Origin of the sequence: Salinilacustrithrix flava, assembly GCF_041228405.1 — a bacterium.
Lineage (GTDB): Bacteria > Actinomycetota > Acidimicrobiia > Acidimicrobiales > Salinilacustritrichaceae > Salinilacustrithrix > Salinilacustrithrix flava.
In genome coordinates this window covers 2617300-2642963 of record NZ_CP133888.1, presented here as the reverse complement: position 1 = coordinate 2642963, position 25664 = coordinate 2617300, and the positions used below count along the sequence as shown (strand labels likewise).

Genomic DNA, 25664 nt, shown 5'->3' with positions numbered 1-25664 from the left:
ACGAGCAGGGTTTTCGCTACTACGCGAGCACGGCCCTTGCGACGAGGTCGGTGCCGAAGGCGGTGAGGATGGCCAGGTAGAGCAGGCCGGTGGCGGCCATGACCGCCGAGTAGTAGCGCTCCTTCAGGGCTGCCCGGGTGACCGCGACGAGGGCGATGGTGCCGATGGCGCAGGCGATCCAGAACCAGCCGAGCATGCCGCCGTAGCCGTCGTCGATGGAGCCGTTCAGCACCGACACCATCCCGGTGGGCAGGAGCATGGCCACGACCTCGACCGGCCAGGTGATGGCCGTCCAGCGCACGAGCTCGAGCAGCGGACCGCGAGCCAGCCCGGGCTGCACCAGGTACCAGTGGCCGAGGAGCATGGCGTCGGTGACCGCGCCGAGGAACGCAGCGCCGGCGAGCACCCGCACGAGCGACACGACGTAGGAGGCATCGCCCTGGGTGGCGGCCGCCGCCCCGAAGAGCAGGCCGATCACGCCGATCGCCGGGGCGATCAGGTCGAGCACCGGCGGGAACTCGGGGACGTCGTCGCGCGGGCCGTCGATGTCCCGGTCGATGCCGGTCATGGCCGTGATGCGGGCCGACTTCACGGCGACCCGCTCCCGCTCCCCCGCCACGCCGGCCTTGCGGCGCACCACGCTCACCGCCAGGGCGACCGAGGTGGCGACCACGACGCCGATGCCGGCCAGCTCGCGCCCGAGGTCGTCGCCGTAGCGGAACCCGGCGACCACCCCGATGGCAGCGATGATCCCGTAGGTGGCCCGCATCAGCCAGCCGTAGCCGATGCCGACCTCGCGCCGGCGGGTGGTGACCCACAGGAACAGCAGGCCACCGGTGGCCCACTGGAGGCAGAACGTGGCGGCGTCGAGCTCGATCATGCGGTTCTCAGGCGTCGACGACGACGAGGCCGTGGTCGGCCCGGTTGCACGCCACGGGACCGTCGTCGGTCGCCACGACGATGTCCTCGAGGCGGATGCCCCACCGACCGGGCGGGTACACGCCCGGCTCGACGGAGAACGCGTGGCCGGCGACGAGCGGGGTGGTGTTCCCCTCGACGATGTAGGGGTCCTCGTGCTCCTCGATGCCGATGCCGTGGCCGGTGCGGTGGATGAACCACTCGCCCCAGCCGGCGTCGACGAGGCGCTGGCGGGCGATGCGGTCGACCGACTCGCAGGTCACCCCGACCACGGCCCCGTGCACGGCCGCCTGCTGTGCGGCCTCGAGCGCGGCGTAGGCCTCGAGCAGGTCGTCGGGGGCGCTGCCGACGGCGACCACGCGGGTCATGTCCGAGCAGTAGCCGACACCGCCGGGGCCGTGCATGGTGCCGCCGAAGTCGCACAGGACGGCCTGGCCGTCCTCGATCACGGTGCTGCCTGGCTCGTGGTGCGGCGAGGACGCGTTCGGGCCGGCGGCGACGATGGCGAAGTTGACCTTGTGGTGCCCCTCGTCGACGAGGCGGCGACCGATGTCGGCGGAGACCTCGGCCTCGGTGCGACCCCGAAGCGGGATCTGGCCGGACTGGAGCTGGGCAGCGACCCGGTCGGCGGCGGCGCCGGCGGCCAGCAGGGCCTCGACCTCGGCGGCGTCCTTGACGGCCCGGATCGGGCCGACGACGTCGTTGCCCCGGACCCAGCGCTCGACCCCGACGGCGGGCAGGAGGTCGACGAGGAAGCGGGACCACATCCGGTCCCCCACGGCCACCGTGGGCGCGCCGCCGACGAGCTCGGCCGTGCGGGCGATGGGGTCGTCGGTCTCGTCCCAGGCCTCGAGGCGGAACACGTCGGGTCGGTCGACGACGCGGGGCGCCTCGAGCCGGGGTACGAGCAGCGTGGCGTCACCGTCGACGGGCAGCACGAGCATCGTGAGGCGCTCCAGCGGCATCGCCTCGTAGCCGGTGAGGTAGGGCAGCTCGGGGCCGACGGACAGCAGCAGGACCTGCACGTCGAGGTCCTGCATCCGGGCCCGGACCCGGTCCACGCGGTCGGCGAACATGGCCCCGAGGGTAGAGCCCGGCCGGTCCGGGCCGACCATCGCCGACGGCGTGCCAGGGGCCACCCCGGAACGCCCAGCCACTACCCTCCTCAGCCGCATGCCGGCCCTCGAGACCCTCCGACCGACGTTGCAGTCCACGCTGGACGCGTCGCTGAAGACCCACGCGGTGCCCGGCGCCGTCGTCGGCGTGCTGCGAGGCGACGAGCTCGTCCTCGTCGCCGGTGGCGTGGCCAACGTGGGCACCGGCGTGGAGACCACGACCGACACGCTCTTCCAGCTCGGATCGATCTCGAAGGTGTACACCGCCACCCTCGTGCTCCAGCTCGTGCACGCCGGCCTGGTGGAGCTCGACGAACCTGTGCGCGGCGCCCTGCAGGAGTTCCGGGTCAAGGACGACACCGCCACCCTCACCATCACGCCGCGCCAGCTGCTCGCCCACACCAGCGGCATCCAGGGCGACCACTTCCTCGACTGCGGCCGCAACCCCGATGCGCTGTGGCGCTACGTGTCGACCCTGGAGGACGTCGGCCAGCTCCACGACCCCGACGACATGTTCTCCTACTGCAACGCCGGCTACGGGGTGCTCGGCCGCCTGGTCGAGGAGGCCACCGGCGACCACTACGCCCGGGCCCTGCAGCGCCGCCTGCTCCGGCCCCTGGCGCTCGGTCACACCGTCACCCAGGCCGAGCAGGCCATCGTCCACCGGGTCGCGGCCGGCCACCACCACGACGACCAGGGCACGCCGTCGGTCGCCCCGTGGGTGCTGTCCCGCTTCAACGCCCCGATCGGCGGGATCATCGCCAGCGCCGGGGACGTGCTGACCTTCGCCGCCATGCACCTGCGCGGCGGTCGCTCGGTCGAGGACCGCCAGGTGGTCCCGGCCAAGGCCATCGCCGAGATGCGCAACGGCGAGGTCGAGGTCCCGGGCACCGACGACGAGTGGGGCCTGGGCTGGTGGCTCACGAAGTGGGACGACCAACCGGTCCTCGCCCACGACGGCGACACCGCCGGCCAGCGCACCTTCCTGCGGGTGCTGCCCGAGCTGGATGCCGCGGTCGTGGTGCTCACGAACTCCACGCGGGGCACCGCGGTCGCCGAGGACGTGTTCGCCCACGTCGGCAAGAAGGCCCTCGGATGCGTGCCACCGGAGATCCCCGACACGCTGCCCCCGGGTGAGGGCCCCGACGCCGACCGCTACACCGGCATCTACGAGCGCATGCACCAGCGCCTCGCCATCGCCGGCGGCCGGGACGAGGGCACCCTGCGGATGACCATCATCCCCGATGAGCTGTTCCTGAAGGCGGGCATGCGCGAGCGCACGCTCACGCTGCACCCGGTCGACGACCAGCGCTTCGTCACCCTCGATCCCGAGACCCTGGTCCACCACCTCGTGGTGATGGTGGAGTCCGACGAGGACGACGACCCCGACGGCGTGTCCTACGTGCACTTCCAGCGCCGGGCCCACGCCCGGATCTCCTAGCCGGCTACAGCACCAGCAGCAGCTGCACGCTGAACGCCACGAGGATGGCCAGCCCGCACAGCAGGGCGGCGATGATCAGGCGTCGGGTGCTCACCGCCCCGAAGATACCGGGAGGCGACGGGACCCCGGCAGCGAGCGGTCGTACCATCCGGGCGTGCCCCGCCTGCGCCTCGCCACCTCCCTGCTGGCCATGGCGCTGGCAGCCGCGGCGTGCGGTGGATCCGGTGACGGGGACGTCGCCGCCGCCCCGGCGGCCGAGACCACGACGACCGCGGGCACCTCGTCCTCCACGGAGGCAGGGGCACCCGCGGGGCCCGCGGTGCCCGAGCAGCTCGACTTCGTGGCCCCCGACGTCCGGGGCGGCCAGGTGGTCGGCGCCGACTTCGCCGGCCAGGACCTCGTCATCTGGTTCTGGGCGCCGTGGTGAACGTCGTGCATCCGTGAAGCCCCTGCGGTCGCAGCGGTGCACCAGGAGCGCGGCGACGAGATCGCCTTCCTCGGCATGGCCGGGCTCGACGACCTCGGGCCGGTCGCCGGCTTCGTCGACCGCTACGGCCTCGATGCGTTCCCCCACGCCTACGACGAGGACGGATCGATCTGGGCCCGGTTCGGCACCATCGGGCGCTCGGTGTTCGTGTTCGTCGACGACGACGGCACCATCGAATCCACCGGTTACGGCGAGTACGGCGATGCTGACAAGCTCGATGCCAAGATCACCGAGCTGCTGAGCAACTGACGGTGCACCCAATAGGTTGGGGGGCCGTGCTCGCCGCCCCCCTGCACCTTCTGGCGCTGGTCCTCGTCGTGAGCGGGATCCAGAAGCTGGTCGCACCCGGCGCTGCTGCCGAGGCGATGGCCCACGCCCGCCTGCCCCTGCCCTGGCGCGGTCGCCCGGCCACCGGCATCGCCCTCGGCGCCATCGAGGCGGCCACCGGCCTCGCCGCCCTGGCCGTCCCCCATCGCCTCGCCGCCGCCTGGCTCGGCGTGTTCTACCTCGCCCTGGCCGGCTTCGTCCTGCTGCTGCGCGCCCGGGATGCCGACGCCGGCTGCGGCTGCTTCGGAGCCTCCTCCACCCCGCCCGGCACGGCCCACCTGGCGCTGAACGGCGTCGCCGCAACGACCGCGTTCGCCATCGCCGCCGCGGGCGTGCCCGACATCGTCGACGTCATCGACGACGGGCTGGTCACGGCCGTCGCCTACGTCCTGCTCCTCGCCATCGGGGCTGCGGTCCTGCTCGTCGCCCCGGCGCTCACCTCCGAGATCAGCCGGCTCCTGCGGAGCGAGCACCCCAGTCCCCCCGTCCGCACCTTCGGGAGCGTCTCGTGAGCCTCACCACCACCCTCACCGAGCGGGCCGCCGCCTTCGTCGATCGCCGAACGAGCCGGCGCGGCTTCATCTCCAAGACCGCGGTGGTGGGCAGCGCCCTCACCGTCGCCGGACCCACCTACGTGATGCGCCCCGGCACCGCCTACGCCGCGGTGTGCTCCTGCCTCGGGCGCAGCTGCGACTGCTCGTCGTTGTGCTGCGACGGCTACACCGAGTTCTGCTGCGCCCTCACCGGCGAGAACGCCTGCCCGCCGAACACGCTGCTCGCCGGCTGGTGGAAGGTCGACAACTCCAGCTACTGCAACGGCGCGGCCCGCTACTACATGGACTGCAACAAGGAGTCGCCCGCCTGCCGGTGCGGCTCGGCCGGCGTCTGCCGGGGCTCGGACACCACGTGCCAGTGCCGCAGCTGCGGCAACCGCAAGGACGGCTGCACCGTCTTCCGCTACGGCAACTGCAACAACCAGGTCGCCTGCGTCGGCCCGATCATGTGCCGCGTGGTCACCTGCACCAAGCCGTGGGAGCTGGAGCCCACCTGCACCACGGTGGCCCGCACCGACAACAACACCCGCTGGCACCACCGGGCCTGCCTCGAGCCCGTGCGCGAGCCCACCGAGGGCGAGCTCGCCTTCGTCCGGGCGCTCTACCCCGACTTCCTCGGCCGAGAGGGCGAGGAGGCGGGTGTCGAGGGCTTCGCCGAGGAGCTGGCCAAGGGCCACGGCCGCGACGTCGTGGCCTGGTCGTTCGCCTTCTCCGACGAGTACACGACCACCGTCGTGGAGGGCCTGTACCGGTCGGCCTTCGACCGAGCGCCCGACGCCGACGGTCGCGCCTTCTGGTCCGAGAAGCTCCGGTCGGGCACGACGCCGGCCCAGCTGGCCGTGGTCTTCTACGCCAGCGACGAGTTCTTCGCCGCGTCGCGCTCGAACCGCACCACCTACGTCGAGCGGCTGTACGAGAAGATCCTGGGGCGCACCCCGACCGAGGCCGAGCGGTCCCGGCACGTCCAGGCCCTGGAGGGCGGCGCGTCGCGCGAGTCAGTCGCCGCCGAGGTGTTCGGGTCGGTCGAGTCCCGCGAACGCCGGGTCGCCCTGCTCTACGACCGGTTCCTCGCCCGCGAGCCCGACCCCAGCGGACAGGACTACTGGGTCGACTACATCGCCAACGGCCGCGACATCGAGCTGGCCCTGTACCTCGCCGCCAGCGACGAGTACCTGCGCCGGGCCGCGGCTCGGTATCCGAACGGCGAGCCCAAGGCCTCGGCATGAGCGCCGTCGTCCTGCTCCTGGCCATCGTGGTCGGGGTGCTGGCACTGCTGGTCATCGGCCTGCTGCGCAGCCACGCCGAGATCCTGCGCGCCCTGCACGATGCCGGCATCAGCCTCGACCCGGACCGCGAGCACGACCACGACCACAGCGCCGGCCGGGGCGGCGCCCGCGCCGGCCGCGCCGAGCGCAGCCCGTCGGGCACGCCGACCTTCACCTCCGACACCCCCCCGACCATCCGCACCACCGACGGCGTGCCCGAGCCGGCCGGGTCCACCGGCCGTCGCGCCGTCGACATCGCCGGCATCACGCCCAACGGCGGCACCCGGACCGTCTCGATCGCGCCGAGCGACCAGGCCACGCTGCTCGCCTTCCTCACCACGGGTTGCGCCACCTGCGCCGACTTCTGGGGGGCCTTCGCCGAGGGCGTGGAGCTGCCCGCCGACACCCGCCTCGTCGTCGTCACCCAGGGGCCCGAGACCGAGAGCCCGGCCGACGTCGCCGCCATGGCCGCCCCGCACGTGCTCACCATCCAGTCCACCGACGCCTGGGACGACTACGGCGTGCCCGTCGCCCCGTACTTCGCGCTGGTCGACGGCCGTCGCGGCGTCGTCGTCGGGGAGGGTGCGGCATCGTCGTGGGACCGGGTGCGCACCCTGCTCGACCGAGCCCTGGCCGATGCCGGCTACGGAGCCGGTCAGGTCCGCCGCCGGGATCTCCTCCTCGGCAAGGCCCGCACCGAGCGGGTCGACCGCGACCTGGCCCGAGCCGGCCTCAGCCCCGGCGATCCCCGCCTGTTCCACGAGCCGGTCGTGCGGGACGAGGACGCCGATCCCGGTGAGCCGGAGCAGCCCCGGCCGTGAACGTGGTCGTCGTCGTGGTCGGCCTGACCGCCGCCGTGCTCGGCGCGATCCGCTCGACCTGGTCGCCGTGAGGCGAGTCGATGCTCTCGAGCATCCACCCGCTCGGCGAGCGGGGCAAGGGCAACCGATTCGGTGTCACCGCCGGCGCCTTCCTGGTGGGCTCGGTGCTCGGCGGCGCGTCCACGGGCGCGATCGCCGCGCTCGTGAGCATCCCCCTCGACGCGCTCGTCTCCACCACCGCCGCCACCGCGACGATCGCCCTGGTCGCCGTGGCCGCGGCCGTCTTCGAACGCACGGGCCGGTCCCTGCCGTCGGTGCCGCGCCAGGTCGACGAGAACTGGCTGAACGAGTACCGCGGCTGGGTCTACGGCGCCGGCTTCGGCTTCCAGCTCGGCGCCGGCGTGCTGACCTACATCACGACCGCTGCGGTCTACGTCGCCCTCGTCGCTGCGGTGCTGGCCGGCCACCCGTTGGCGGCGCTCGGCATCATGGTCGCCTTCGGCTTCACCCGGGGGCTCACCCTGCTGCCCGCCCGGTCCATCGCCTCGCCCCAGCGCCTCGTCGAGTTCCACCAGCGCCTGCACCGCTGGTCGCCGACGGTGCGCACCACGTCCACGTCCGTCCTCGCTGCGTCGGCGCTGTTCGCCGGTGCCGCCCTGCTCATCTGATCCTGGAGCTGCCATGAAGGTCCGATCCCGAGGCATCGAGCTCGACCTGCCCCCCGGCTGGGAGGCCGAGATCGACGGCGGCGCCGGCGAGGGCACCGGCGCGCCGAGCGGCGAGGTCCTCACCCCCCGCACCCACATCGCCAACTTCCCGATGCCCCCCGTCCGGGGAGACTTCGGCAGCGGCGCGGTCGAGCAGATGATCGATGGCGACGTCCTCCTGTGCCTGCTCGAGGAGGCCGGCGAGGCCGTCGGCTCCCGACTCCACGGCCATGCGGGCATCCCCCGCCTCGCCGCCGGGGACTTCTCCCCCCAGGCCATGCAGCGCCCCCTCAAGGGCCAGTCCGGCGCCCAGGTCTTCTTCCACGATCAGGGCCGGGCGTTCGTGCTCTACGTCGTCGTCGGCAGCCACCTCTCCCGGGCATCGCGCATCGACGCGATCAACCAGGTGCTGGCCGGCATCACCCTCCACTCCGAGTGAACTGGCAGCAGCCACGGAACGCCAACGGCTTGCCGGCCCGCGCGACGATGGGGGGATGGAGCTGATGACCCGATGAACCGCTCGATCCGCTGGGACGCGCTGTCAGCGCCGAAGAAGATCCTGGTCATGGTGGCCACGTCCGTCCAGGTCTCGCTCGCCGTGTCGGCGTGGGCCGACCTGGCCGAACGGCCCCCCGAGCTGGTCAACGGGTCGAAGAAGAAGTGGGCTGCGGTCATCGCCATCAACTTCCTCGGGCCGATCCTGTACTACCGCCGCGGACGTCGAGCCGCCCCAGCGGCCGAGTAGCCAACAGCCACACCGCCTTCCGGGCCGCGGCGCGACCCGTCTGAGGCGCGCACCGCGGCCCAGAACGGGGACGTGCGGCTGCTCGGGCGGTGACGGCGTCAGACGACGTCGGTGCGCGCGCCTGCGCCGGCGGTGGCGTGGTCGGCCGCCTGGCGGGCGTGGTAGCTGGAGCGGGTGAGCGGGGAGGCCTCGACGTGGCCGATGCCCATGGCCTCGCCCTCGGCGGCCCACGCCTCGAAGGTCTCCGGCGGCACCCAGCGGGCCACGGGGAGGTGGTTGGTCGTCGGGCGCAGGTACTGGCCGATGGTGACGATGTCCACGCCCACGCCGCGCAGGTCGGCCAGCGTCTGGGCCACCTCGTCATCGGTCTCGCCCATGCCCACGATGATCGAGGACTTGGTGGTCAGGCCGGCCGCCTTGGCCCGGGCCAGCACCGACAGCGAGCGGGCGTAGCCGGCGCTCGGGCGCACGGCCCGCTGCAGGCGGGCGACGGACTCGATGTTGTGGTTGAGCACGTCGGGGCGGGCATCGAAGATCAGCTGCAGCGACTCGGGGTCGCCCTTGCAGTCCGAGATCAGGGCCTCGACGCCGACGTTCGGGGTCCGAGCCCGGATGGCCCGGATCGTGTCAGCGACGTGTCCGGCTGCGCCGTCGGCCAGGTCGTCGCGGGCGACCATGGTGAGCACGGCGAAGGACAGGCCCATGTGCTCCACGGCCTCGGCCACGCGGTCCGGCTCGCCGGCGTCGAGCGGCTGGGGCTTGCGGGTGTCGACCAGGCAGAACCCGCACTTCCGGGTGCAGCGCTCCCCCGCGACCATGAACGTGGCCGTGCCGTCGGACCAGCACTCGAAGATGTTCGGGCAGCCGGCCTCCTCGCACACCGTGACCAGGTCGAGGTCGCGCATCGTCTTCTTGAGCCGGACGTAGTCGTCGGTGATGCGGACCTTGGCCTTGACGTGGTCCGGCTTGCGGGACGAGATGGAGAGCCCCTCCGTGACGCCGGCTTCGGCCAGGCGACCGGTGAGGCGAGCCGAGGGCTGCCGGGGTGCCTGCTCCTTGACGATCTCGCCCGGGCCCTCGCCCCGGCTGAACGGCGCCAGGTCGGCGTGGTGCTCGCGCCACACGACGTCGGCCCGCTCCCACCCCGACTGCCCCCACCGCTCGGCGGCCAGGCGGGCGACCACGTCGACCACGTCCTGCATCGTGACGCCGATCCCCTCGGCGGCGAGGGACGTCACGGCCTTGTCGGGGATGCCGCACGGGACGATGTGGCCGAACATCGCCATGTCGGGGTCGACGTTGAGGGCGAAGCCGTGCATGGACCGCCCCCGGGTGAGCTTCACGCCGATCGCGGCGATCTTGCGAGGAGCGTCGCTGCCGGGCTCGACCCACACGCCCGGGTAGTCGTCGAGGCGCCCGACGTCGGGCAGGCCCAGCTCGACCAGCGCGTCGATCACCAGCTGCTCCACGGAGCGCACGTAGGCGACCGTGTCGGCCATCCCCCCGCCCCGCTTCCCGGGCACGGTGAGGATCGGGTAGCCGACCAGCTGGCCGGGCCCGTGGTAGGTGACGTCGCCACCCCGATCGGCCCGCACCAGCTCGGCCCCGACCGACGCCGGCGGCACGAGCACGTGCTCCATGTCGGCCCGGACACCGAGGGTGTACACGTGCGGGTGCTCGAGCAGCAGCAGGTGGTCGTCGGGGCTCTCGTGGTGCAGGCCCTGCTGGAGCGCGTGGGCGTCGGTGTAGCGGACGGTGCCGAGCCAGCGGATCCGGAGGGTCACGGTTCGAGGCTAGCCAGCACCGCGTCGGCCCAGACCTCGTGCCCGTCGCTGCTCGGGTGGTACCCGTCGGCGGAGAAGTAGCGGTCGGGGTCGCTCGAGAAGGTCCGGCTCGTGCGATCGGCGAGCTCGACGTGGTGGACCCCTCGGCGGCGGGCGACGCCGGCGATCTCGTCGTCGAGCTGGGCGCCGCGAAGGCCGGCGACCTGGCGCAGCGGCGAGAGCAGCCGGGGTGCGGTGCCGATGTCGGGGATCCCGACCAGCACCAGCCGGCCGTCCACGCTGGCGTCGTCGAGCACGCCGTCGATCCGGTCAACCATCTGCAGGTAGCGGGCCTCGAAGGTGGGGCGGCGGGTCAGGGCGGTGACGTCGTTGGCGCCGATGCTCACGAGCACCACGTGGTCGGCTCCGGGCAGCAGCACGCCGGGGAGCTCGGGCAGCTGCTCGTCGAGCACCTCGTGGACCTGGTCGCCGGATCGGCCGAGCACGGTGAGCACCACCGGTCCGTCGGTGAGGCCCTCGGCCACCCGCCACGCCATGGAGTCGGTGAACGCCGCGGCCCCGACGCCGGTGCTGGTCGAGTCGCCGAGCCACACCACGTGCAGCGGCGCGTCGCCAGGTCGGACCTCGCGCTGGCGGGGTCGCTCCCCCACCTCGTCGTCGAGCCGGCCGCCGCTGCTGCGGGCCAGCTGCACCTCCACACCGAGCAGGAGGAGCGGGCCGACGACGACGAGCGCCAGCAGGGCGAAGATCCGGCGGCGGGTCACGGTGGCCGAGGCTACGAGGGGGCCGGTGCCGGTCGGACCATCTAGCGTCGCTCCGTGCCTCGCATCGTCTCGTTGCTGCCGGCAGCCACCGACATCGTCGCGGCGCTCGGCCGGTCCGCTGACCTCGTGGGCGTCACCTGGGAGTGCACGATCCCGGACGGCGCCCCTGCCGACGTCCGGGTCGTGACGCGGGATCTGCTGGCCGTCGCCGACCCGAGCGACCCCGCCGCCGTGGACGCTGCCGTCCAGGCGGCATCCGAAGCCCGCCAGCCCCTGGCCGCCATCGACGACGAGGCCGTCGCCGCCCTCGCTCCCGAGGTGGTGCTGACCCAGGACCTGTGCCGGGTGTGCGCGCTGCCGGCGGGACAGGCCACCGAGGCCCTCGATCGCCTCGGCTGCAGCGACGCACGGGTGGTCAGCCTCGACCCGATGACGCTCGACGACGTCCTCGGCTGCATCACCGACGTGGGCGACGCCATCGGCGCCGCGGCCGAGGCGGCCGAGCTGGTGTCGACGCTCCGGGCCCGCGTGGACGCGCTCCCCGGCCCGGCTGGCGCGGACCGGACGAGCGCCGTCGTCGTGGAGTGGGTCGATCCCCTGTTCGTCGGTGGCCACTGGATCCCGGACCTGGTCGAGGCCGCCGGTGCTCGCAGCGCGCTCGGCACGCCCGGTGGGCGGTCCTCGGCCCTACCGTGGGATGCGATCCGCAGCATCGACGTGGACCACGTGGTGGTGGCGCCTTGCGGGTTCGACCTCGACGGCGCCAGCGACCAGGCGAAGGCCGTGCTCGACCGAGTCCCCGCCGGCGCAGCCGTGTGGGCGATCGACGCCGACCAGCTGATCGTGCGACCCGGACCTCGCCTCATCGAGGGTGCCGAGGTGCTCGCTGCCGCCTTTGCCGGACGGCCCACCGACCCCGCGGTCATCCGGCGGATCCGGTGACCCACCTCGTCACCGGCGTCGCCGGGTTCATCGGCTCCCAGCTCGCCGAGGCGCTGCTGGACGAGGGCCACGACGTCGTCGGCGTCGACGCCTTCACGCCGTACTACGACCGGGCCCAGAAGGACGCCAACCTCGCAGCGCTGCACGACCGGCGCGGCTTCCGCCTCGTCGAGGCCGACCTGCGCGACGCCGACCTCGATGCGCTCCTCGACGGCGTCGACGTCGTCTACCACCAGGCCGCCCAGCCAGGCGTGCGCCTGTCCTGGTCCGAGGGCTTCGCCACCTACGACAGCTGCAACGTGCTCGCCACCCAGCGCCTCCTCGAAGCCAGCCTGCAGGCCGGCCTCGGCCGGTTCGTCTACGCATCGAGCTCGTCGGTGTACGGCAACGCCGACCACTACCCGGTCACCGAGGCCGACCTGCCCCGCCCGCACAGCCCTTACGGCGTCACCAAGCTCGCCGCCGAGCACCTCTGCGGCCTCTACGCGGCCAACCACGGCCTGTCCACGGTCGCGCTGCGGTACTTCACGGTCTACGGCCCCCGCCAGCGGCCCGACATGGCCTTCCACAAGCTGATCGAGGCCGCCCTCGACCAGCAGCCCTTCCCCCTCTACGGCGACGGCTCCCACGTCCGCGACTTCACCTTCGTCGGTGACGTGGTGCGAGCCAACGTGCTCGCCGGTCGCACCGACATCCCCTCCGGGACGGTGGTCAACGTCTGCGCCGGCGGCTCCACCGTCATGCGCGACGTGATCGACGCCGTCGGCGAGGCAGTCGGCTCGCCGGTGCCGGTCGAGCGCCACCCGGAGCAGCCCGGCGACGTCCAGCGCACCGGCGGCAGCAACGACGCGGCCCGCCGCCTGCTCGGCTGGCTGCCCCAGACGTCGCTCACCGAGGGCATCGCCGCCCAGGTCGCATGGCACCGCGGCCGCCGCTGACCGCGACAGCAGCACTACCAGAACGGTTGGGATGGAACTGGCAGTTCCCCTGTCGCGTCAGCCGAGCTCCTGGGCCCAGTCCATCGTCTCGAGCAGCTCCTTGATCCGGGCCAGGAACGCTGCGGCGTAGGCGCCGTCGAAGGCCCGGTGGTCCCACGTGAGGGTGAGGTTGCCGGTGGGGTGGATGCCGATGGCCTCGGAGCCGTCGGGCAGGTCGACCACCACCGGGCGGCGCTTCACCGCGTCGGTGGACAGGATCGCCACCTGGGGCTGGTTGATGATCGGCATCGTCATCGTCGTGCCGTACGGGCCGGGGTTGGTGATCGTGAACGTGCCGCCGGACAGCTCGTCGGGGCTCAGCTTCTTGGATCGGGCCCGTCCGGCGAGGTCCATGATCGTGCGGGCGATGGCCCGCATGCGCAGCTCGTCCGCGCCGCTCACCACCGGCACCAGCAGGGCGTCGAAGTCGAGGTCTACCGCGATGCCGAGGTTCACGTAGTTGTGGACGATGAGCTCGTCCTCGCCGAAGCTGGCGTTGACCTTGGGGAAGTCGCGGATGGCATCGACCAGGGCTCGGCTGATGAAGGGCAGGTAGGTGAGGCTGAAGCCCTCGTCGGCCTTGAACTGCTCCTTGTGGGCGGCTCGCACCCGATCCACGGCGTCGAAGTCGACCTCGATCGACGCGTAGACGTGGGCCGAGGTGTCGACCGAGCGGCGCATGTGCTCGGCGGTGGCCCGGCGGATGCGGGTGTGCGGCACGGCGGTGTCGCGCTCGCCGGCGCGGGGCGCGGGGGCGGCCGGCGCCTTCTTCGCCGGGGCCTGCTGCGGGGAAGCGGCCTGCGGCGCGGCGGCCTGGGGGGCCGCGGCGGGCTCGGCTGGGGCGGCGCCCTTCTTGGCCGCGTCGGCGTCGATGGCGTCGAGGACGTCGTCGCGGGTGATGCGGCCGCCGGGGCCGGTGCCCTCGATGGCGTCGACGTCGAGGTCGTTGTCGTTCACGAGCTTGCGCACGACCGGCGAAAGCAGCTTCGAGCGACCGCCACCCTGGCCGGAGCCGGCCTCCTGCTTCGGGGCGGCCTGGGCCTTCGGGGCCTCCGCCTCGGGAGCGGGCTGGGCCTCGGGGACCTGGGCCGGCTGCTGGGCGGAGGGCTCCTTCTCGCCCTCCACGTCGGCGGCGGGCGCCTCGGCCTCGGGCTCCTCGGGCTCGGCCGGAGACTCCTCCTGCGCCGGCGCCTCGGCCGGTGCGTCGCCGGCATCGCCGATGCGGGCCAGCACGGTGCCGACGTCGACGGTGTCGCCCTCCTCGACCAGGATCTCGCTGAGCGTGCCGCTCATGGGCGAGGGCACCTCGGAGTCCACCTTGTCGGTGGACACCTCGAACAGCGGTTCATCCTCAGCGACGGACTCGCCGACCTGCTTGAACCAGCGGGTGATCGTGCCCTCGGTGACGGTCTCTCCGAGCTGCGGCATCTCGACGTCGGCCATGGCTCGGACTCTATCGGCGCCCAGCGATGGAGGATCCGAGGCCGGATCGTGCCATCGTGGAGGGGTTCCGAACGGCTCGGATGCCGTCCGGGACGCAACGAAAACGACGATCGAGGAGATCCGTGGCAAAGAACAACGACATGATCGTGATGGAGGGCGTCGTGAACGAGTCGCTCCCCAACGCGTCGTTCCGCGTGGAGCTGGACAACGGGCACCTGGTGCTCGCCCACATCTCGGGCAAGATGCGCCGGCATCGCATCCGCGTGCTCCCGGGCGACCGCGTCCAGGTCGAGCTGAGCCCCTACGACCTCACCCGAGGCCGGCTCACCTTCCGCTACAAGGCTTGAAAGACGGGGCCGTCAGGCCCCGACCCCTCAACCGTGCAGTGACCGTCCGGTCATGGCCAGGACGGACTCGCCGAACAGCTCCGACAGCGTCGGGTGCGGCTGGATGAAGTGGGCTACCTCGTCGACCGTGGCCTCCCAGTTCACCGCCAGGTACCCCTGGCCGAGCTGCTCGGTGGCCCACGGGCCGCACAGGTGGACGCCGAGGATGCGCCCGGCCCGGCCGTCGGCATCCTTCTCGGCCACGATCTTCACGACGCCCTCGGTGTCACCGATGATCATCGCCCGGCCGTTGCCGGTCCAGCGGTGCTTGGACGTGACCACGTCGTAGCCGGCGTCCTTGGCCGCCTGCTCGGTGAGGCCGGCGAAGGCGACCTCGGGGTGGCAGTAGATGGCCCAGGGCACGTTCGTGTAGTCGACCGGGACCGGGTCCTCCCCGAGGATGTCCTTGATGGCCACGATGCCCTCGGCGAAGGCCACGTGGGCCAGGGCCGGGGTGGCGATGCAGTCGCCCACGGACCACACGCCCGGCTCGCCGGTGCGGCAGCGGTCGTCGACGTCGACGAAGCCGCGCTCGGCGACCGACACGGCGGTGCCGTCGAGGCCGATGTCGTCGGTGTTGGGGCGGCGGCCGACCGACACGACCACCACGTCGACGTCGATGCTCTCGCCGTCGCCGTAGCTGACCGTGGTGCCGCCGCCGTCCTTGGGTTCGTGGCCGGTGACCTTCACGCCGGTCTTGACGTCGATCTTGCGCTTCTTGAACGACTGGCCGACGGCCCGGACGACGTCGGCGTCGCAGCCGGGGATGATCTGGTCCAGCGCCTCGAGGATGGTGACGTCGGTGCCCATGTCGGACATGGTCGAGGCGAACTCGCAGCCGATGGCGCCGCCGCCGATGACCACGGCCGTGGACGGCAGCGGATCCATCGAGAGGAACTCGTCGGAGGTCATGACGATCTCGCCGTCGACGTCGAAGCCGGGGATCGTGCGGGGCAGCGAACCGGTCGCGATGACGACCGAGTCACCCGAGATGGCGACGTCGCCGGACTCACCGCCGCTGATCGCGACCTTGTGGCCGGCATGCAGCTTGCCGTGGCCGTCGAACATCGTGACCTTGCGGCTCTTGAGCAGCTGGCCGAGGCCACCGACGAGCTTGTCGACGACCTCCTGCTTGCGCTCGATGGTGCGGGTCCAGTTGATGCCGACCTCGCCGATCTCGAAGCCGAACTCGGCCGCGCCGAGCAGGGTGCGGTGCACGTGGGCGCTCTCGAGCAGCTCCTTGGCCGGGATGCAGCCGACGTTCAGGCAGGTGCCGCCGAGCTTGTTCTTCTCGATCAGGGCGATGTTCAAGCCAGCGGACGCGCCGTAGAGCGCAGCGGCGTAGCCACCGGGGCCGCCGCCGATGACGACGACGTCGAAGTGCTGGTCCTGGCGGTCGACCTCGCCACCGCCGTGGCCCTTGACCTCGGCGGGGATGTGCTGGGGCTGGGTCGGCTGCTGGGGCTGGACGGGCGCAGACGCCTCGGAGGCGGCGGACTCGTCGACCTCGGGCTCCTGATCGGGCTGGGTCTGCGCCTCGGGCTCGTCGCCACCGGCGGGGGCGTCGCCCTCGTCGCCGATGCGGGCCAGCACGGTGCCGACGTCGACGGTGTCGCCCTCCTCGACGAGGATCTCGGTGAGCGTCCCGCTCATGGGCGAGGGCACCTCGGAGTCCACCTTGTCGGTGGACACCTCGAAGAGCGGTTCGTCCTCGGCGATCGAGTCACCGACCTGCTTGAACCATCGGGTGATCGTTCCCTCGGTGACGGTCTCGCCGAGCTGGGGCATGGGTACGTCGGCCACGGTTCGAACCATAGAGGACGGCGGCGGCTACCCCTCCCCGGCGCGCCGTCGGCGGCGACGCCGGACGCCACCGACCAGCTCGCCGATCACCAGGGCGACCGCCGCCGTGCCGAGCAGCACGACCCAGAGGGGCTGCTCGGTGTCGAAGACCAGCCACTCGACCTTGGTGGTCGCCGTGTTCTGGACGATCAGCAGGACCAGCGCTGCCGCCAGCACCACGCCGAGGACGAGGCGCGGCGTGATGACCTGGGCAGGCCCCCGCTCGCCGTCGAGGTCGCTCATGATGCCTGGGACTTCAGCAGGTCCCGGATCTCCGACAGGAGGAGGGCCTCGTCGGTGGGCGTGGGGGTCTCCTCGGCGGGGACCTCCTGGTTGGCCCGGCGCTCCTGCAGCTTCTGGAACGACTGGACGACGAAGAACAGCGCGGTGCCGATGATCACGAAGTCGAGGACCTGCTGGAGGAACGCGCCGATGCGGAGCACGGCGTCGCCCTCGGCGCTCTCGCGCAGGGTGATGGCGGCGACCTGGCTGATGTCGGGCTCGCCGAAGATCGCAGCGATGATCGGGTTGATGATGTTGTCGACGAACGACGACACGACGAGGCCGAACGCAGCGCCGATGACCACCGCGACGGCCAGGTCGACGACGTTGCCCCGCATGAGGAACTTCTTCAGGTCTTGCAGCACGTGAGGGCTCCCCCGTGTCCGGCGCCGGCGTGATCCCCGACGTCGGGGCGCCGTCCGGCGTCGGTACCGTACGACGCCATGAAGGTCGCCATCACCGGTTCCTCGGGTCTCATCGGCTCCGCCCTCGTCGGAGCCCTCCGCGGCGCCGGCCACACGGCCATCCGCCTGGTCCGCCACGGCTCCCCCGGCCCCGACGAGCTCGCCTGGGATCCCGACGCCGGCACCATCGACGCGGCCGGCCTCGAGGGCGTCGACGCCGTGGTCAACCTGGCCGGCGCCGGCATCGGCGACGAGCGCTGGACCGACGAGCGCAAGCGCCTCATCCTCGAGTCCCGCACGAAGAGCACCGACCTGATCGCCCGCACCATCGCGGACCTCGACCGCAAGCCGTCCGTGCTGCTGTCCGCCTCGGGCATCGACTACTACCCCGACGCCGGCGACGAGGTCCTCACCGAGGAGTCACGGGCCGGCGACGGCTTCCTCACCGACGTGTGCGTGCAGTGGGAGGGCGCCACCGGCCCGGCCCAGGAGGCCGGCATCCGCACCTGCCTGCTGCGCACCGGCATCGTCCAGTCCGCCGACGGCGGGGCGCTGAAGAAGACGCTGCTGCCGTTCAAGCTCGGCGTCGGCGGGCGCTTCGGCTCGGGTGACCAGTGGTGGAGCTGGATCTCCATCGACGACCACGTCCGGGCGATGCTCCACCTCATCGAGTCCGACGTCGAGGGCCCGGTGAACCTCACCGCGCCGAACCCGGTGACGAACCAGGCCTACACCAAGGCCCTCGGCCGGGAGCTGGGCCGGCCCACGCTGCTGCCGATCCCCAAGCTCGGCCCCACCGTGCTGCTCGGCAAGGAGCTCACCGAGGCGCTGCTCTACACCTCGCACCGGGTGCTGCCCACGGTGCTCGAGGCCGACGGCTTCGTGTTCCGCCACCCCACCATCGAGACCTGCCTGGCCGCCATGCTCGGCGACGACGAGGCTGCGTAGCCTTCAGCCCGGGAACGGGGGCAGCTCGGTGCCGTGGACCCAGGCGTCGAACACCGGTGCCAGGTCCTGGCCCGACAGCTCCTCGGCCAGGGCGCGCAGGTCCTCGGTCGACGCGGCCTGGTCGTGGAAGCGCTGGGGCCACTCCCGCAGCAGGGCGCGGAACGCCTCGTCCCCCATGGCGACGGAGAGGGCGTGCAGCGCCAGGCCGCCCCGGATGTACACGGTGGGCTGGAACAGCTCCTCGTTGCCCGGGTCGCCGGGGGCCACGCCGTAGTCGGCGCCCGCGTGGGCCCGCTCGGCCGACCGCTCGATGGGTTGGCCGTAGGCCTCCTGGAGCCAGATCCACTCGGCGTAGGTGGCGAAGCCCTCGTTGAGCCAGATGTCGCGCCACGACGCCGGGCTCACCGCGTTGCCGTACCACTGGTGCGCCAGCTCGTGGGCCACGGTCCGCTCGCCGGCGCCGCCCGCGCCGAGCAGGTCGGTGCCGAAGAGCGACAGCGTCTGGTTCTCGAGCGCGAAGCCGAGCGCCTCGTCGACCACCACGTGGCCGTACACCTCGAACGGGTACGGGCCGAACCACTCCTCGAACGTGGCCACCATCTCGCCGGTGCGCCCGAACAGCTCCTGCGCGCCGGCGGCGTGCTCCGGCGGGTAGGCGTCGCGCAGGGGCAGCCCGGTCGGTGCCGTGGTGCGCTCGATCACCAGGTCACCCACCACGATCGAGGCCAGGTAGGTGGCCATCGGGTCCGCCGCCCGCCAGATCCACGTGCGCCGGCCGTCGGGTTCGGTTCGCTCGTCGACCAGCACGCCGTTGGCCACCGCGACCTGGTCGGCCGGGACGGTGAGCTCGAAGGTGAAGAGGGCCTTGTCCGTGGGGTGGTCGTTGGCCGGGTACCACGTGGCCGCACCGGCGGGCTCGGACACGACGTAGGCCTCCCGGCCGTCGGTCTGCCAGCCGGCGCCGAAGACGTCGCTGCCGAGGGAGATCGGCTGCGGGACGCCGCGGTAGGTGACCACGACCTCGGTCGCCTCGCCGGCGATCAGCACCGCGTCGGGGTCGATGGCGAGCTCCCGCCCGGCCCGGGTGATCGGGGACGGTTCCCCGTCCACCGTCACCGACGACACGTCGAGACCGACGAGGTCGAGGTTGAAGGTGTCGAGGTCGACCGTGGGCGTCAGCTCGATGGTGGTGACCGCGTCGATCGCCCCCTCGTCGGGCAGCCACTCGAGGTCGATGTGGTAGCGGGCGACGTCGTAGCCGCCGTTGCCGAGCTCGGGGAAGTAGGGGTCGCCCACCCCCGGGTCACCGGCCACCCCGGTCGCGGCCGGCGCCGTGGTCGTCGTCGTGGTGGTCTCCGCCGGCGCCGTGGTCGCGGTCGGCGCATCGAGCGCGACGTCGCTGGCGCGGCACGACACCAGGCCGGCGGCGAGGGCGCCGAGGAGCAGGAGCCGGCCGAGCCGGGCTGGCAGCGGTGCGGCGGGCACGGACCGCATCCTCCCACGACGTCGCATCCGGGCCGCGCCGCGCTACACAGAGCGCGTGTCCACCGTCCTCGTCACCGGCGCCACCGGCTACATCGGTGGCCGGTTGGTCCCTGCCCTGCTCGAAGCCGGCCACGAGGTGCGCTGCCTGGTCCGCACGCCCACGAAGCTGCGCGGCATCGACTGGGCCGAGCGGGTCACCGTCGTGGAGGGGTCGCTCGAGGACGACGGCGCCGTGCGCGAGGCCATGGAGGGGTGCGCCGCTGCGTACTTCCTCGTGCACTCGATGGGCGGGTCCGACGACTTCGCCGCCACCGACCGGCGCAACGCCCGGCTGTTCGCCGAGGCCGCCGCCGACACGCCCACCATGGAGCGCATCGTCTACCTGGGCGGACTCGGCGAGGAGGGCGAGGACCTCTCCCCCCACCTCGCCAGCCGCCACGAGGTCGGTGACACCCTCCGGGTCGGCCGGGTGCCGGTCACCGAGCTGCGTGCCGCCGTCATCATCGGGTCGGGCTCGGCCAGCTTCGAGATGCTGCGCAACCTGGTCGAGGTGCTGCCGGCCATGGTCACGCCCCGCTGGGTGGACACCAAGGTCCAGCCCATCGCGATCCGCGACATCCTCCACGCCCTGATCACCGTGCTCGACCGGCCCGACACCCTCGGCCGCACCATCGAGGTCGGCGGGCCCGAGGTGCTCACCTACCGGGAGATGATGCACACCTACGCCGAGGTCGCCGGCCTGCGGAAGCGGTGGATCGTGCCGGTGCCGGTGCTGTCGCCCAGCCTCTCCAGCCGCTGGGTCGGCCTGGTCACCCCGCTGCCCGGCGGCCTGGCCCGACCGCTGGTCGAGAGCCTGGTGAACGAGGTCGTCGTCCACGACCACAGCATCGACCTGTTCGCCGACCGGCCGGCGGTGTCGTTCCGGGAGTCGCTGGAGCTGGCGCTGCGCCGGGTCGAGGACGTCGACGTGCGCACCCGCTGGTCGGATGCGTCGCTGCCCGGCCAGACCCCCGCCGACCCTCTCCCCTCCGACCCGGACTGGTCCGGCGGCACGGTCTTCATCGACGAGCAGACGGCGACCGCCGACGCCCCGGCCGAGGCCGTGTTCGCCGTGGCCGCCGGCATCGGGGGCGACCGGGGCTGGTTCGTCGCCGACGTCCTGTGGACCCTGCGGGGCATCGCCGACAAGCTCGTCGGCGGTCCGGGCATGCGGCGCGGTCGCCGTCACCCCGACCACCTGCGGGTCGGTGACGCCCTCGACTTCTGGCGGGTCGAGGCCTACGAGCCTCCCCGCCTGCTCCGCCTGCGAGCCGAGATGCGCCTGCCCGGCGAGGCGTGGATGGAGTGGGTGGTCGAGGACGAGGGCCCCGGCCGGTCGCTGCTGCGCCAGCGGGCGCTGTTCGTGCCCCGTGGCCTGTTCGGGCGCCTCTACTGGTACGTCGTCCTCCCGTTCCACGGCCTGATCTTCGGCAAGCTGGCCGCCGACATCGCTCGGCGGGCCGGAGCGGCGGAGGGGTCGGTAGGGTCCGCCCGATGAAGCGCTTCGTCCGGTTCGCCTTCCTCGCCGCCGCCCTGGCCGCGGTCGTCTCCGCCGTGAAGTCGATGCGCCGCCCGAGCGATCCGCTGCCCACGCCCGCGGCCAGCCCGTCCGAGCCGTGGCCCCCGCTGCGTGCCGACGCCGCCCCCACGCCCGACGCCGCACCGGCACCGAACACGCCGGACCCCGCCGCCGAGGCGCCGATGGCCGACGACGTCGCCAGCCCCAGGCCCGAATCCACCGACGAGGCCACCGTCCGCGTCCCCGAGCCCGACGGCGTCCCCGTCGCCGCCACGCCCACCCAGGGCGCGTCGTGGACCGAGCCCACCGACGACGGCGAGTGCCCGGACGGCTACCCGATCAAGGCGAAGATGAGCTCGAAGATCTTCCACTGCCCCGGCCAGCTCAACTACGACCGCACCACACCGGACCGCTGCTACGTCGACGAGACCGCAGCCGAGGCCGACGGCCTGCGAGCCGCCAAGCGCTAGGGAACTACGACAGGACGTGGACGGTGGAGATCCCGTCGGTCGTGCGGAGCGCGTCGGCGACCTCGCGGGGCACGGCGGGCGACGTGGCCAGGACCATGAGGGAGGCGTCGCCGCTCTGGGTGGAGCGGCCGAGGTGCATGTCGTCGATGTTGACGCCGGCATCGGCGAGGGCCTGGGCGACGGTGGCGATCATGCCGGGACGGTCGTCGTTGCGGACGATGAGCATGTGCTCGGCCGGGGGCACGTCGACGGTGTGGTCGTCGATGGCCACGATGGCCGGCTCCTGGCGGGCGCCGACGACGGAGCCGCCGATCGAGTGGTGACCGCCGCTGATCGTGATGAGGTTGACGTAGTCGTGTGACGTCGACGAGGTCGTGTCGCGCACCTCGACGCCGCGCTCCTTGGCCAGCATCGGCGCGTTCACGTAGCTCACCGGCTCCTCTGACACCTTGCCGAAGGCGCCCTTGAGCACCGAGAGGGTGAGGATGCGGGTGTCGTAGTCGGCGATCTCGCCGGCGTAGGAGATCTCGAGCACCTCGGGCACGCCCTCGCTCATGGCGGTGAACATGGCGCCCATGCGCTCGGCCAGGGGCAGGAACGGCTTGATCGTCTCGGAGGCCTCGGCGGCGGCGACGTTCACGGCGTAGGGGACGAAGTCGCCGGCCATGGCCAGGCCGACCATCTCGGCGATGGTCACGCCGGCCTTGTCCTGGGCCTCGTGGGTGGAGGCACCGAGGTGGGGGGTGACGACGACCTGGTCCAGCTCGAACAGCGGCGACTCGGTGGTGGGCTCGGAGGCGAACACGTCGATGGAGGCGCCCCCGACCTGTCCGGAGCGGATCGCATCGGCGAGGGCGTCCTCGTCGATCACACCGCCGCGGGCCACGTTCACGACCCGGATGCCGGTCTTGGCCTTGGCGAAGAAGTCGGCGTTCAGCAGGTTCACCGTCTCGGGCGTCTTCACCAGGTGCAGCGTGATGAAGTCGGAGCGGGCGGCCAGGGTGTCGAGGTCGACGACCTCCACGCCCACCCGGCGGGCCCGCTCATCGGTGACGTAGGGGTCGTAGGCGATGACCTTCATGCCGAAGGCGTTGGCCCGCTGCGCGACCAGGGTTCCGATGCGGCCGAAGCCGATGATGCCGAGGGTCTTGTCGGCCAGCTCCACGCCGGTCCACTTGCTGCGCTCCCAGCGACCGGCCTTCAGCGCGGCGCTGGCCTGGGGGATGTTGCGGGCCTGGGCCAGCAGCATCGCCATGGTGTGCTCGGCGGTGGAGAGCGTGTTGGACTGCGGAGCGTTGACGACCATGACGCCGCGCTCGGTGGCGGCCTCGGTGTCGACGTTGTCGAGCCCGATGCCGGCCCGGCCGACCACGACCAGGTCGGTGCCGGCCTCGAGGACCTCACGGGTCACCGTCGTCGCCGAGCGGATGATCAGGGCGTGGGCGCCCTTCACCGCGCCGAGCAGCTCCTCCGGGGACAGCCCCAGCTGGATGTCGACGTCGTGGCCGGCATCACGGAGCTTCTGGAGCCCGTTGTCGGCGATCTCTTCGGTGACGAGGATGCGTGCCATCGCCGCCGAGTCTCGCGGGTGACCCCGGCCATCCGGAAACGGCCCTCAGGATCTGCTGCGGAGCTCCTCGTAGGCGAGGCGGAAGCGCTCGAGCTCCTGCTCGCCGGAGGGGAACAGCGCATCGGTGGTGCGGGCTCGGCTGAGCTCGATGCGGAAGTCCCGGTCGGCGTCGTCGAAGGAGGCCACGAGGAGGCCGTCGCCGGAGAAGCTCTCCAGGACGGTGTGCTCGGCGATGACGTGGCCGCCGAGGTCGCGCACGAGGTCGATGCAGCGCTGGTGGGTCTGGGGGTCGCCCGAGATCGTGTGGTGGTGGGTCGACACGACCACGAAACGGATGCGCCCGTCGGCGATCAGCTGGCGGCACGACTCGAGCACGTCGAGCTCGGCGCCCTGGATGTCGAGGTGGAGGACGTCGACCAGGTCGAGGTCGTGATCGGTCACCAGCGTCGGCACCGACCGCACCGGCACGTGGTGGACCGTGCCCGGGTGGTTCCACGACGGCAGCTCGAGGACCTCGTCGTCCGACGCACCGCCGGCGGCCTGCTCGAAGCGGATGGCGACGCCGTTGATGGCTGCGGTCTGGCGGCCGACGTCGAGGTGCTCCGGGTCGGGCTCGCACGCCACGGCGGTGCCGCCGGGGAAGTCCTGCAGGAACCAGGTCGAGTAGTAGGCCCAGAAGCAACCGAGCTCGATCATCACCGGATCGGGGCGGTGGATCCGCTCGAGGATCCGGGCGAACACCAGCTCCTCCTGGGGCTCGTGGTGGCCGTGGAGGGTCTCGATGATCTCGGCCATCCAGTCGCCGAAGTAGCCGAGGTGGGGGACGTCGACGCCGTTGTGCATGCGCTGGACCGGGCCGTGGGGGCTCTCGAAGACCCGGCCGGCGCCATCGACCTTGGGGAGGACGTCGGCGTCGCGGCACGAGACGGTGAGCGCCACCCGGCCGGCGGTGTCGAGCTGGGCGCCGACCGCCTGGAGCACCTCGGTGCCCGACGGGGCCGGCTGCGGAGCCGGGCTGCGGTCCTCGATCGGCGTCAGCAGGCGGCGCTTCGCCTCGCGGATCGTCGCACGCGGGTGACGGACGGCGTGGCGGAGGTCGGGCATGGGCCGGTCAGCGTACGTGCGACGAGCGGACTGCCAGGACGGATCAGCCTCGCGGCACGAGGGCGAGCTGGCGGGACTGGGCGACGAGGCGGCCGGTGGCGTCCCACACCTCGCCGTCCTCCTCGAGGAAGCCGCCGGTCACGAACCGGGTGGTGAACTCACAGCGCAGCGGGCCGGGGGCCGGTCGGGCCCGGACGTGGGTGGTGAGCTCCACCGTCGGCACCCAGCCGACGGGCAGCTCGACGTTGAAGATGGTGGGCGGGAAGGCGTCGGTCGCCTGGAGCAGGCCGATGGTGTCGACCTCCTCCCGCTCGCCGTCAGCTCCCTCGGGCCAGGCGAACCAGCCCCGCATCCGAGCCTCCCCCGACTTCTGGCCGGAGGAGAACACCGAGTCGTCGGGGTGCAGGCGCAGGTCGACCTTGTCCATGAACGCCGGGGCCAGCTCGGCGGCGTGCTGGCGGGGCTTGCACTCCTCGAAGCTGGGCATCTCGGGTGGGGCGGCATCGACCAGCTCGTGGTGCTCGGAGGCGTCGAGCGTGCTGCTGAGCGTCCCGAACGTGCCGAGCAGGCTGAGCAGTGGCCGACCGTCGGCGCCGAGCAGGTTGGCCCGCACCGAGGCGAAGGTCTTGCCCTCCTTCACCGGCTGCACCTCGACCGACACCGGGCCGGGCTTGCCGGGGCGCAGGTAGTGGGCGGTGACGCTGACCGGGTCGGGTCGGCCGCTGGCGTCGCGCATGGCCCGGGCCGCGATGGCGAGCAGGTAGCCGCCGTTGGCGTTACCACCGATGTCCCAGCCGTCATGGACCTCGCCGGCGAAGCGCACGGTCCCCTCGTGGGGGGCGAGCCGGGTGACGGCGGTGTCGGCGGCGAAGCTCACCTGGTGAGGTCTACGTCACCGGGCGGGCCGGGGCAGAACGCGGTGAGCCGGAGCAGCTGGCGCACCTGGGGGGTGGGGTTGCGCAGGCACAGGTACCCGCCGTTGGCGCCGAGCACCTCCCGGGCCTGCTCGAGGACCTTGAGCGCCGTGGTGTCCATGAACGGCACGTCTCGCAGGTCGACGTCGACCTCGTGGGCGCCGCTGCACAGGGCCTCGCGCACCATCTCGGCCAGCTCGTCGACGCTGCCGGCGTCGATCTCACCTCGTGGCTCCAGCGTGACCCTGGTCTGGCCGTAGCCGAGCCTGCTCACCGTGTCCGTGATGACCATCGTGCACCCCCTTCGGGCGATCGACCTGCGGTGGTCGCTACCCCCTCTGACGTGCGCGCTGACCGGATCGATCCCGTTGCCACCAACCTGCAACACAGGCGCAACCTGGCCCGGAAACC

General features: G+C 72.5%; 28 protein-coding genes. 15 read left to right on the top strand and 13 right to left on the bottom strand.

Going from position 1 to position 25664, the window contains the following annotated elements:
• Positions 1–19: 19 nt before the first annotated feature.
• Together RGQ06_RS13050 and RGQ06_RS13045 are read right to left on the bottom strand one after the other, a co-directional pair.
• Positions 20–880, bottom strand: a complete 861-nt coding sequence (locus RGQ06_RS13050) for a hypothetical protein (RefSeq protein ID WP_432428641.1) — start codon at positions 878–880, stop codon at positions 20–22.
• A 7-nt stretch (positions 881–887) separates the two neighbouring features.
• On the bottom strand, positions 888–1994 hold the full coding sequence (locus RGQ06_RS13045; protein ID WP_432428640.1) for an aminopeptidase P family protein: 1107 nt from the start codon (positions 1992–1994) through the stop codon (positions 888–890).
• A 97-nt stretch (positions 1995–2091) separates the two neighbouring features.
• Here RGQ06_RS13045 and RGQ06_RS13040 point away from each other — a divergent pair, with 97 nt between their 5' ends.
• The 9 genes from RGQ06_RS13040 to RGQ06_RS13000 all read left to right on the top strand — a co-directional run bounded on the left by RGQ06_RS13040 (position 2092) and on the right by RGQ06_RS13000 (position 8380).
• Positions 2092–3474 (top strand): serine hydrolase domain-containing protein, encoded by a 1383-nt coding sequence (locus tag RGQ06_RS13040; RefSeq protein WP_432428639.1) that lies wholly within the window; start codon positions 2092–2094, stop codon positions 3472–3474.
• A gap of 154 nt (positions 3475–3628) precedes the next feature.
• Complete coding sequence (locus RGQ06_RS13035; RefSeq protein WP_432428638.1) at positions 3629–3901, top strand: hypothetical protein; 273 nt, start codon at positions 3629–3631, stop codon at positions 3899–3901.
• Between the two features lie 36 nt (positions 3902–3937).
• Complete coding sequence (locus RGQ06_RS13030; RefSeq protein WP_432428637.1) at positions 3938–4210, top strand: peroxiredoxin family protein; 273 nt, start codon at positions 3938–3940, stop codon at positions 4208–4210.
• Positions 4211–4236: 26 nt separating this feature from the next.
• The gene (locus RGQ06_RS13025; RefSeq protein WP_432428636.1) at positions 4237–4800 is read left to right on the top strand and encodes a MauE/DoxX family redox-associated membrane protein; all 564 of its coding nucleotides are present in this window, start codon (positions 4237–4239) and stop codon (positions 4798–4800) included.
• Entirely contained in the window at positions 4797–6068 is a 1272-nt protein-coding gene (locus RGQ06_RS13020) for a DUF4214 domain-containing protein (protein WP_432428635.1), read from the top strand. The genes RGQ06_RS13025 and RGQ06_RS13020 overlap by 4 nt, the downstream gene beginning before the upstream one ends.
• The gene (locus RGQ06_RS13015; RefSeq protein WP_432428634.1) at positions 6065–6928 is read left to right on the top strand and encodes a TlpA family protein disulfide reductase; all 864 of its coding nucleotides are present in this window, start codon (positions 6065–6067) and stop codon (positions 6926–6928) included. The genes RGQ06_RS13020 and RGQ06_RS13015 overlap by 4 nt, the downstream gene beginning before the upstream one ends.
• Positions 6929–7008: 80 nt before the next feature.
• Positions 7009–7596, top strand: a complete 588-nt coding sequence (locus tag RGQ06_RS13010; RefSeq protein WP_432428633.1) for a hypothetical protein — start codon at positions 7009–7011, stop codon at positions 7594–7596.
• A 13-nt stretch (positions 7597–7609) separates the two neighbouring features.
• Positions 7610–8074, top strand: a complete 465-nt coding sequence (locus RGQ06_RS13005) for a hypothetical protein (RefSeq protein ID WP_432428632.1) — start codon at positions 7610–7612, stop codon at positions 8072–8074.
• 72 nt (positions 8075–8146) lie between these two features.
• A complete protein-coding gene (locus RGQ06_RS13000) occupies positions 8147–8380 on the top strand; it encodes a hypothetical protein (RefSeq protein ID WP_432428631.1) in 234 nt (77 codons plus the stop codon).
• Positions 8381–8478: 98 nt separating this feature from the next.
• Here the strand turns inward: RGQ06_RS13000 and lipA are convergent, their stop codons facing one another.
• Entirely contained in the window at positions 8479–10164 is a 1686-nt protein-coding gene (gene lipA, locus RGQ06_RS12995; protein ID WP_432428630.1) for a lipoyl synthase, read from the bottom strand.
• Positions 10161–10928, bottom strand: coding sequence for a GDSL-type esterase/lipase family protein (locus RGQ06_RS12990; protein WP_432428629.1), 768 nt, complete (start codon positions 10926–10928; stop codon positions 10161–10163). The genes lipA and RGQ06_RS12990 overlap by 4 nt, the downstream gene beginning before the upstream one ends.
• 54 nt (positions 10929–10982) lie before the next feature.
• On the opposite strand from RGQ06_RS12990, the gene RGQ06_RS12985 reads away from it, so the two are divergent.
• Together RGQ06_RS12985 and RGQ06_RS12980 are read left to right on the top strand one after the other, a co-directional pair.
• On the top strand, positions 10983–11870 hold the full coding sequence (locus tag RGQ06_RS12985) for an ABC transporter substrate-binding protein (RefSeq protein ID WP_432428628.1): 888 nt from the start codon (positions 10983–10985) through the stop codon (positions 11868–11870).
• The gene (locus RGQ06_RS12980; protein WP_432428627.1) at positions 11867–12808 is read left to right on the top strand and encodes an NAD-dependent epimerase/dehydratase family protein; all 942 of its coding nucleotides are present in this window, start codon (positions 11867–11869) and stop codon (positions 12806–12808) included. The genes RGQ06_RS12985 and RGQ06_RS12980 overlap by 4 nt, the downstream gene beginning before the upstream one ends.
• Positions 12809–12865: 57 nt before the next feature.
• Here RGQ06_RS12980 and sucB read toward each other — a convergent pair whose 3' ends face one another.
• Entirely contained in the window at positions 12866–14419 is a 1554-nt protein-coding gene (gene sucB / locus RGQ06_RS12975) for a 2-oxoglutarate dehydrogenase, E2 component, dihydrolipoamide succinyltransferase (protein WP_432428626.1), read from the bottom strand.
• A gap of 11 nt (positions 14420–14430) precedes the next feature.
• Between sucB and infA the strand changes: the two genes are divergently transcribed.
• Positions 14431–14637, top strand: a complete 207-nt coding sequence (infA, locus tag RGQ06_RS12970; RefSeq protein WP_432428793.1) for a translation initiation factor IF-1 — start codon at positions 14431–14433, stop codon at positions 14635–14637.
• Positions 14638–14664: 27 nt separating this feature from the next.
• Here the strand turns inward: infA and lpdA are convergent, their stop codons facing one another.
• The 3 genes from lpdA to mscL are packed head-to-tail and all read right to left on the bottom strand — an operon-like array spanning position 14665 to position 17165.
• On the bottom strand, positions 14665–16479 hold the full coding sequence (gene lpdA, locus RGQ06_RS12965; protein ID WP_432428625.1) for a dihydrolipoyl dehydrogenase: 1815 nt from the start codon (positions 16477–16479) through the stop codon (positions 14665–14667).
• 27 nt (positions 16480–16506) lie between these two features.
• The gene (locus RGQ06_RS12960; RefSeq protein WP_432428624.1) at positions 16507–16761 is read right to left on the bottom strand and encodes a hypothetical protein; all 255 of its coding nucleotides are present in this window, start codon (positions 16759–16761) and stop codon (positions 16507–16509) included.
• On the bottom strand, positions 16758–17165 hold the full coding sequence (gene mscL / locus RGQ06_RS12955) for a large conductance mechanosensitive channel protein MscL (RefSeq protein ID WP_432428623.1): 408 nt from the start codon (positions 17163–17165) through the stop codon (positions 16758–16760). Before mscL ends, RGQ06_RS12960 begins: the two co-directional genes overlap by 4 nt.
• Positions 17166–17243: 78 nt before the next feature.
• Here mscL and RGQ06_RS12950 point away from each other — a divergent pair, with 78 nt between their 5' ends.
• Positions 17244–18152, top strand: coding sequence for a TIGR01777 family oxidoreductase (locus tag RGQ06_RS12950; RefSeq protein ID WP_432428622.1), 909 nt, complete (start codon positions 17244–17246; stop codon positions 18150–18152).
• 3 nt (positions 18153–18155) lie between these two features.
• Here the strand turns inward: RGQ06_RS12950 and RGQ06_RS12945 are convergent, their stop codons facing one another.
• Positions 18156–19637 (bottom strand): M1 family metallopeptidase, encoded by a 1482-nt coding sequence (locus tag RGQ06_RS12945; protein ID WP_432428621.1) that lies wholly within the window; start codon positions 19635–19637, stop codon positions 18156–18158.
• 55 nt (positions 19638–19692) lie between these two features.
• Here RGQ06_RS12945 and RGQ06_RS12940 point away from each other — a divergent pair, with 55 nt between their 5' ends.
• A complete protein-coding gene (locus tag RGQ06_RS12940; RefSeq protein ID WP_432428620.1) occupies positions 19693–21174 on the top strand; it encodes an SDR family oxidoreductase in 1482 nt (493 codons plus the stop codon).
• Positions 21171–21665, top strand: coding sequence for a hypothetical protein (locus RGQ06_RS12935; protein ID WP_432428619.1), 495 nt, complete (start codon positions 21171–21173; stop codon positions 21663–21665). The genes RGQ06_RS12940 and RGQ06_RS12935 overlap by 4 nt, the downstream gene beginning before the upstream one ends.
• Positions 21666–21669: 4 nt before the next feature.
• On the opposite strand, the gene serA is transcribed toward RGQ06_RS12935, so the two are convergent.
• From serA to RGQ06_RS12915, 4 genes are read right to left on the bottom strand one after another with little or no spacing between them, the layout of a single operon-like run.
• Positions 21670–23235: a phosphoglycerate dehydrogenase gene (gene serA / locus RGQ06_RS12930; RefSeq protein WP_432428618.1), complete on the bottom strand. Its 1566-nt coding sequence runs from the start codon at positions 23233–23235 to the stop codon at positions 21670–21672.
• A 45-nt stretch (positions 23236–23280) separates the two neighbouring features.
• On the bottom strand, positions 23281–24339 hold the full coding sequence (locus RGQ06_RS12925) for an FkbM family methyltransferase (protein WP_432428617.1): 1059 nt from the start codon (positions 24337–24339) through the stop codon (positions 23281–23283).
• 43 nt (positions 24340–24382) lie between these two features.
• Complete coding sequence (locus RGQ06_RS12920; RefSeq protein ID WP_432428616.1) at positions 24383–25216, bottom strand: thioesterase family protein; 834 nt, start codon at positions 25214–25216, stop codon at positions 24383–24385.
• The gene (locus tag RGQ06_RS12915; RefSeq protein WP_432428615.1) at positions 25213–25545 is read right to left on the bottom strand and encodes an STAS domain-containing protein; all 333 of its coding nucleotides are present in this window, start codon (positions 25543–25545) and stop codon (positions 25213–25215) included. The genes RGQ06_RS12920 and RGQ06_RS12915 overlap by 4 nt, the downstream gene beginning before the upstream one ends.
• Positions 25546–25664 lie beyond the last annotated feature (119 nt).